Annotated in this window: 6 protein-coding genes and 2 pseudogenes; 1 reads left to right on the top strand and 7 read right to left on the bottom strand. The window is 66.5% G+C overall.

Annotation, left to right across the window (positions count from 1 at the left end):
* Positions 1-115: 115 nt before the first annotated feature.
* The gene (locus H7290_RS03055) at positions 116-1498 is read left to right on the top strand and encodes a polysaccharide biosynthesis tyrosine autokinase (RefSeq protein WP_290512542.1); all 1383 of its coding nucleotides are present in this window, start codon (positions 116-118) and stop codon (positions 1496-1498) included.
* Between the two features lie 401 nt (positions 1499-1899).
* Here H7290_RS03055 and H7290_RS03060 read toward each other — a convergent pair whose 3' ends face one another.
* The 7 genes and pseudogenes from H7290_RS03060 to H7290_RS03090 form a co-directional block, all read right to left on the bottom strand.
* A complete protein-coding gene (locus tag H7290_RS03060) occupies positions 1900-2172 on the bottom strand; it encodes a transposase (RefSeq protein WP_290512543.1) in 273 nt (90 codons plus the stop codon).
* A gap of 11 nt (positions 2173-2183) precedes the next feature.
* Positions 2184-2762: pseudogene (locus H7290_RS03065) on the bottom strand (DDE-type integrase/transposase/recombinase); the annotation flags it as partial.
* 216 nt (positions 2763-2978) lie between these two features.
* On the bottom strand, positions 2979-3116 hold the full coding sequence (locus tag H7290_RS03070; RefSeq protein ID WP_290512544.1) for a hypothetical protein: 138 nt from the start codon (positions 3114-3116) through the stop codon (positions 2979-2981).
* Positions 3113-3430, bottom strand: coding sequence for a helix-turn-helix domain-containing protein (locus tag H7290_RS03075; protein ID WP_290512545.1), 318 nt, complete (start codon positions 3428-3430; stop codon positions 3113-3115). The genes H7290_RS03070 and H7290_RS03075 overlap by 4 nt, the downstream gene beginning before the upstream one ends.
* Before the next feature lie 985 nt (positions 3431-4415).
* Positions 4416-4834 (bottom strand): annotated as a pseudogene (locus H7290_RS03080) (DDE-type integrase/transposase/recombinase); the annotation flags it as partial.
* 357 nt (positions 4835-5191) lie between these two features.
* Positions 5192-5356, bottom strand: coding sequence for a hypothetical protein (locus tag H7290_RS03085; protein ID WP_290512546.1), 165 nt, complete (start codon positions 5354-5356; stop codon positions 5192-5194).
* A 66-nt stretch (positions 5357-5422) separates the two neighbouring features.
* Positions 5423-6037 (bottom strand): fibronectin type III domain-containing protein (locus H7290_RS03090; protein WP_290512547.1); only part of this gene is annotated, 615 nt, incomplete at its 5' end.

Below are 6037 nucleotides of genomic sequence, written 5' to 3' on the forward strand. Positions count from 1 at the left end.
GATTTTCCGGAATCCTACGATACGAGTTGATCAGGATCTGAGAGATCTTCGGGTGTTCTCGACCCAAGGCAACCCACTGCGTGGCTACAGTTCGTAGATGAATTTACCGGATCTCGTGACTCTCGTCCGGCGCCGACGGCTCGTCCTGATGCTGTGCCTCCTGGCCGGCATTGGCGGGGGCGTGTTCCACAGCGTCACCTCTCCCAAGCTGTACGCCGCCTCCTCCAGGTCTGTGATCTCGATCCCGGCCGGTCGTGAGATCCAGGACGCCTTGGCCGGAGCCCAGCTGACACGGACGCTGATCGGCACGTACACCCAGGTGGCCACGTCGCGGCAAGTGGCGCAGCGGGTTGCAACCTCCATTGGGCTTCCGGGGGCCGCCGGAACGATCCGCGGCAGATTGACAGCCGTCGCGGTCCCGAACACCCTTCTCATCGACATCACCGCCGTGGACCCCGACCCCGTCCAGGCCGCAACTGTGGCCGATGCTGCGGCCTTGGCGCTCGGTGCGCAGGTGGCGGTTTTCGAGGCAGGAAAGTCCCAGCCTGTGGAGTCTCAGATCCTGGACCGCGCCTCCGTGCCGACTGGACCGGTGACCCCACAGCCCCGTCGCGATGCCGTGGTCGGAATCATCCTCGGGCTCTTGGCCGGGGTCGCCGCGGTCATAGCGTTGGAGGCACTGGACCGGAGCATCAAACTGCCTGCTCAGGGGGCCACCACCTTCGGTGCCCCCCTGCTAGGAGTGGTCCCCAGACGACGCAATGGGCTGGGGCTGATCTGCGCCACCGAACCGCACAGCGTGGAAGCGGAAGCGGTCCGCGCTATCCGCACGTCGTTGAGGTTCCTCGAACCGGATCACCCGCTCCGCGTTCTGCTGGTCACCAGCCCCACACCGTCCGACGGGAAAACGACGATTGCTTCAAACCTAGCTATCAGTATTGCCAGTGGCGGCGACAAGGTGCTCCTCGTAGATGGAGACCTACGCCGCGCTGGCCTCACGGAGCGCTTCGGCCTGGAACGGGCCGTCGGCGTGTCAACTTTGCTGGTGAGGGCGTCGGAGTTGGACGAATCGATCGTCAGTTGGGGAGAGCGGCTCGATGTCCTCCCAGCCGGCGTCTGCCCCCCGAACGTCGCGGAGTTGCTCGGGTCGGAATCAATGGTCGGCCTTCTCGACGATCTCGTCAAGCGTTACCACTTGATCATCATTGATGGCCCGCCGGTGCTCCCGGTGACAGACCCGGTCGTCTTGTCTGCCCTCGTGGACGGCGTCATCACGGTCGCCCGCTATGGCAAGACATCACGGACGGCAGCGGTCGAGGCAACGCGACGCCTCGAAAGCGTAGGTGGGCGAATCCTTGGCTACGTCCTCAACGGGATACCGCCGAGCGAGTCCCAAGACTATTACGCCAGCTACGGCATCAACGCGCTGAGGCCTACCCCCCGGAGACCCGAGCCGACAGCCGACATCGGAACAACTGAGGCGCTCGGGCCACAGTGAATTGTCCAGAATCAGACCGCGGCCAGGGCGGCAGCGCGGTTATGTCTCCGGAGCATAATAGAAGACAATCCCATCAAGGGCAGAAGGACCAGAACCGCGGCCAGACCCGCAGCTAGGTCAAGGCCACGCTCGAACGGCCAGGCCCGACGCCACTCACGGCCCCGGGTGAAACGCACATCGACCGTCGCAGGTAGCAGGTTCTGGGCACTCTTCGCAGTCACGCTTCCATCATCGGACAAGAACGATGTTTAGGAAAGGGTTTGCGACTCACGAGAGCCTCACATCTCAGAGTGAGACTTGAAGCCCAAGGATGGACACCCACAGCTTGGGCCTCACACCCCGCGATGGGCAGTCCGGGGTAGCAACAGTCACAGCGACCGTGGGATCCTCCCCCGAGGCGATCACGAGTTCCGCCCGCTGGAGCCCATGAGATCTGCCCGACAGGACTGCGTTGCCCGGCCGCCCTCGGTGGTTTGGGGGCTCGACGCCACCAAGCGTCGTGAGCGGCCTCTCATCGCACTGGCAGGCGCAGCAAGCCAGTGCACCGTTCGCCAGTCCAGACCGACGGTGAGCAACAGCCGAAGTCGGTAGTTGTCGAAGTTGCGGAAACCGTGTCCAGCCCGCTTGACCTTCTTGATCAGGGCGTTGGTGGCCTCGGTCGGGCCGTTGCTCATAATGTCCCCCGTCAAGTAGACGGCAGAAGTTCGGGCCGGTCGAAATTGGGGGTCACCGGGTCGGCGAGCCCTTGGTGGACGTTGGCGGGCCGGTTCCAGGACAGGGCCTCGTGGGGCCGGACGGTGTTTAACTCGACGCGGTAATGCTCGGCGTGCTCGGCAATCACCAGGCCGTCGGTGATGTGCTCGCGGTAGAGCCGCTCGTACTTCAGTGACTCAAAGCCGCGTGCGCGCACCCCGTTCTGGCCGGGAGTGCGCACACGGCTCCGGACATGGTGCAGCTTGGTGCGGCTGTCGATGGTGGCGGCGAAGCGGGCGGAGCGGAACGGCCCGCCGTTGTCGGTGACGATGGTGACGGGCCTGATCTCGCCCGTGTCAGGGTCGGTGAGCGCCTCGAGCAGCGGTTGGCCGGCGAGCCGCTCGGCCTCGGCGATGGCGAAATCGACAGCGGCGAGGGCGTCGTGCTGGTTTGCCGTGAACGACAGGTGCCACCCGAGCTCGTACTTGTTCCAGTAGTCGGTGTACGCGGCGATCCGACAGGTTCCGCCGGCGACGGTCTCGAACTCCGAGAAGTCCAGCTGCCAGGCCTGGTTCGGTCTGTCGGCGGATCGACCAAGGCCGCGCGACGGGCGGCGGGCGAGCTGGCGCTATTCGCGCTGGTAGTCCGCGCTCAGCAGCAGCCCGCGGCGCAGCACGATCCGCAGCACCGTCGCAAGCGAGACCTGATGCCCGTCGTAGCACGTCATCGCCCAGACCTTGCGGTGCCCCCACGCCAGGTGCGCCTTGGCGTGGGTGACCACGACGGCCTACACGGGCTGCGGCCACGGCCCACGGGTCGGCTCGCCAGCACCGGCGCGGGCCTGCCAGCGGCGCCAGGTGCGCTCGGGCATGTCGATGAGCTGGCAGAACCTAGTGGTCGACATGCCCGCCTCGACGCGGATCACCTCGAGGTCCTCGAAGGGCCCACGCGGCCCCCCGCGGACTTCTTCCAGACCCTGAGCTCGACCGCGGCCCCCCTGAGCGCGGAGGTCAGGTCGGCGACCTGCGCCTCGAACTGCTGCTCGCGAGTCGAGGGCTTGCCGGTCCCGGCGGCCAGGCCCAAGCGGCCGCTCTCGATGAACTCACGCTTCCAGTTCGAGATCGACTGCTCGGACACCTTTGCCTGCCGGGCCGCTACCGCAGTCGTGAGCTCCCCGGCCAGTACCGCCAGCACGACGCGGACCTTCTCCTCGACCGGCAGCGCAGTCGGGCGAGCCATGATTACCTCTCAGGGACGGACAAGCTCCGACCTCTGCCAGAAATCATGGCGCGGCACGCCCAGGCCGTACCTCAGGCCCAGCCGCAACACCGTGTCGATCGAGCCCGACCACCCTTCATGACGAAGTTCCGGTTCGGGTTCCTCCCGGAGTGGGCTCGCGGTGGTGATGGGCCCGCTCCGTCGAGGAGGAACACGACAAGTCTGCAGGAGAAATCATGGAAGTACTGGAAGCGTTCGACCTCATGGGGTCGTTGCAGGATGACGAAGAGACCACCACACACGACATATGCGGCACACTGATGCAGTGCCAACTCAAGTTTTGTCGTACGGGTTGGTTGCGGCCGCGGTGTTGCTTCTTGCCCTGGTCGGCCTGATCCTTCTCAGCCTCGTCGCACGCGCGCTGCGTGCGTCACTGTCCCGCCTGCGGCGTGTCGAGGATGACCTGAGCGCGGTCCTCCGTTGCGAGGCGTGCGGTAAGGCCTGGCGGAGCGTCGTTGACCGCCGACTGAGTTTGGCCGGCCTGGTTCTACGTCGTGTGATCCGCCGGACGTCGGCGCGACTCGGTCGGGAGCGGCCGCTCTGGTCGCGACCCCAAGGCGTAAGCCGTTGCCCCAGCTGCCTATCTCAGCGAGTTCGAGGGTCCGGCGAAGCCGCGTTGCTGCCGGCAGCTGACCGATCGCACGGGCCCCTGATCCTTGGTACGGCGTTTGTGGTGCTCGGAGTCGTGCTGGTCGGCGCGGCGGCGTTGGGTCCTGTCATCGGTGGTGCCTGACTCCGCTGCGGGCCCCCTATTCGTTCCACTGTGAACGTGAGTTACCCCCTGAATCTGTGGAGACTTGGCCTTAGTGCGTTGGGTTCCGATGCCTGCAAGTTCTTGCTGGACGTGTCGGTCGGCCGTCGGCACGGTCGTGCGCAGTCGGGGCACCGCTGCGGCGAGTAGCGCTCGGGACTGCTGCAGGTTCGGTTGACACCGGGTGAATGGTGATCATGCCGCAGCAGCTGCGGTCTGATTGGTGAAAGCGAGCTCGAACTCGACCGGGGTGAGCTTGTCGAGCGCTCGCTGCCGTCGGCGGCGGCTGTTGGTGTGCCCGGTCCAGAACACGATTGCGTCGTGGAGCTCTTCGCGGGTGCGCCAGCGGCGGCGGTCCAGAACGTTCTTCTGCAGCAGCCCGTGCCAGGACTCCATCGCGGCGTTGTCACCGGCGGAAGCGACGGACCCATGGACCCCTACAGACCGGCGGCGGTCAGGATCGCGCGAAATGATCTTGCCCGAAATTGTGAGCCGCGGTCGCTGTGAACCACCACAACGCCCTTCGGCTGCCGCCTGGCGACGGCGGTGCGCAGCGCCGCGACAGCAAGCTGGGCCGTCATCCACTCGTCTAGGGCTTAGCCGACGATGCGGTTGCGTCTGACCTCAAGGACGTCGGCTTCATCGGCGAGGGCGCAGAAGCCGTCAAGCCGGGCGCGGATCTCACAGCGCCACAGCCCCGGACCGGCGACTCAGCTCGCGCCGGCCGGTGTGAGAAGGCCAGTACGGGATCGGTGTCCATGCCTTGTCCTTGATCGCTGTAGGTGGCCGTGCTTGGTGAGGACGGCGGCGTCACGTTCGTTGATGACGCCCAGTAGGTGAGGCAGAACCCCGCCGGTCTGAGACCGGCCGTGGTGGTGGTGGTGGTGGTGGCACGAAGTCCGCCTCGGCTCTCCCACCGAGGTGTCCACGTCGGCCCGGGTGGTCCGCGGGTCCATGCGGGGCAGGTGCCGTCAGCGCTGGAGGAGCTGCTCAGCGCTCAGCCCTGCCGGGGTGAGCTGCCGCAGCTCCGCGATCGGCTGGCCGTCGCGGGTGATGACGACGTGCTCACTGGACATCACCCGGTCGAGGACGTGTCCGCCGGCCTTAGGGAGCGCACGTATAGAGACCTCTGCCATGCACCCCGCGTCTCACGGGTGAGCTCACCGTCACGGCCCTGGTAAGCCATGTGCCCCCCCGACGGCCTACTTCGCGGTCGCCGTCGCGGTGCTGCTATTCGCGCTCTCGCCGACGGCGTTCACCGCGCTGACGGCGTGGGAGTACGCCGTCCCAGACGTCGTCGACGTGTCCCTGTAAGTCGTCCTGCTGACCGTGGTGAGCGGGACGCCATCGCGGTACACGCGGTAGCCGGTGATCGCGGACCCTCCGTTGGACGACGGCGAGACCCAGCTGAGCGCGATGCCCTTGCCGTTGGCGACCGTCGCGGTCGTTGACGTGGTCGAGGCAGATGTCGAGGCCGATGGCGACGCGCTGACCGGCGTCACGGGGGTGGTGCCCGCAGCGGCGAACAGCCCGTCGCCGGAGCTCTGTCGGGCGATCGAGGCGTGCGAGCCGTGGTTGTTCTTGCCGCCGGCGGCGCAGCTGTCGTCGCAGCCGTCGGCGTAGCCGATCAGCACCCGACCCTGCTTGTCGACCGTGCTGCCCATGAAGTCGAGCAGGTTGCGGCACACGTTGCTGCCACCACCGAGCGAGATGCAGCCCTTCTGGACCGGGTCGCTGTCCGGCGTGGCCTGCACGGTGTTCCAGGTCAGGCCGCGGTCGTAGGTCGTGGCGATGTAGAGATTCCAGGACCCGGCGAA

It is taken from the genome of Aeromicrobium sp. (assembly GCF_014378035.1).
Taxonomy (GTDB): Bacteria; Actinomycetota; Actinomycetes; order Propionibacteriales; family Nocardioidaceae; genus Aeromicrobium.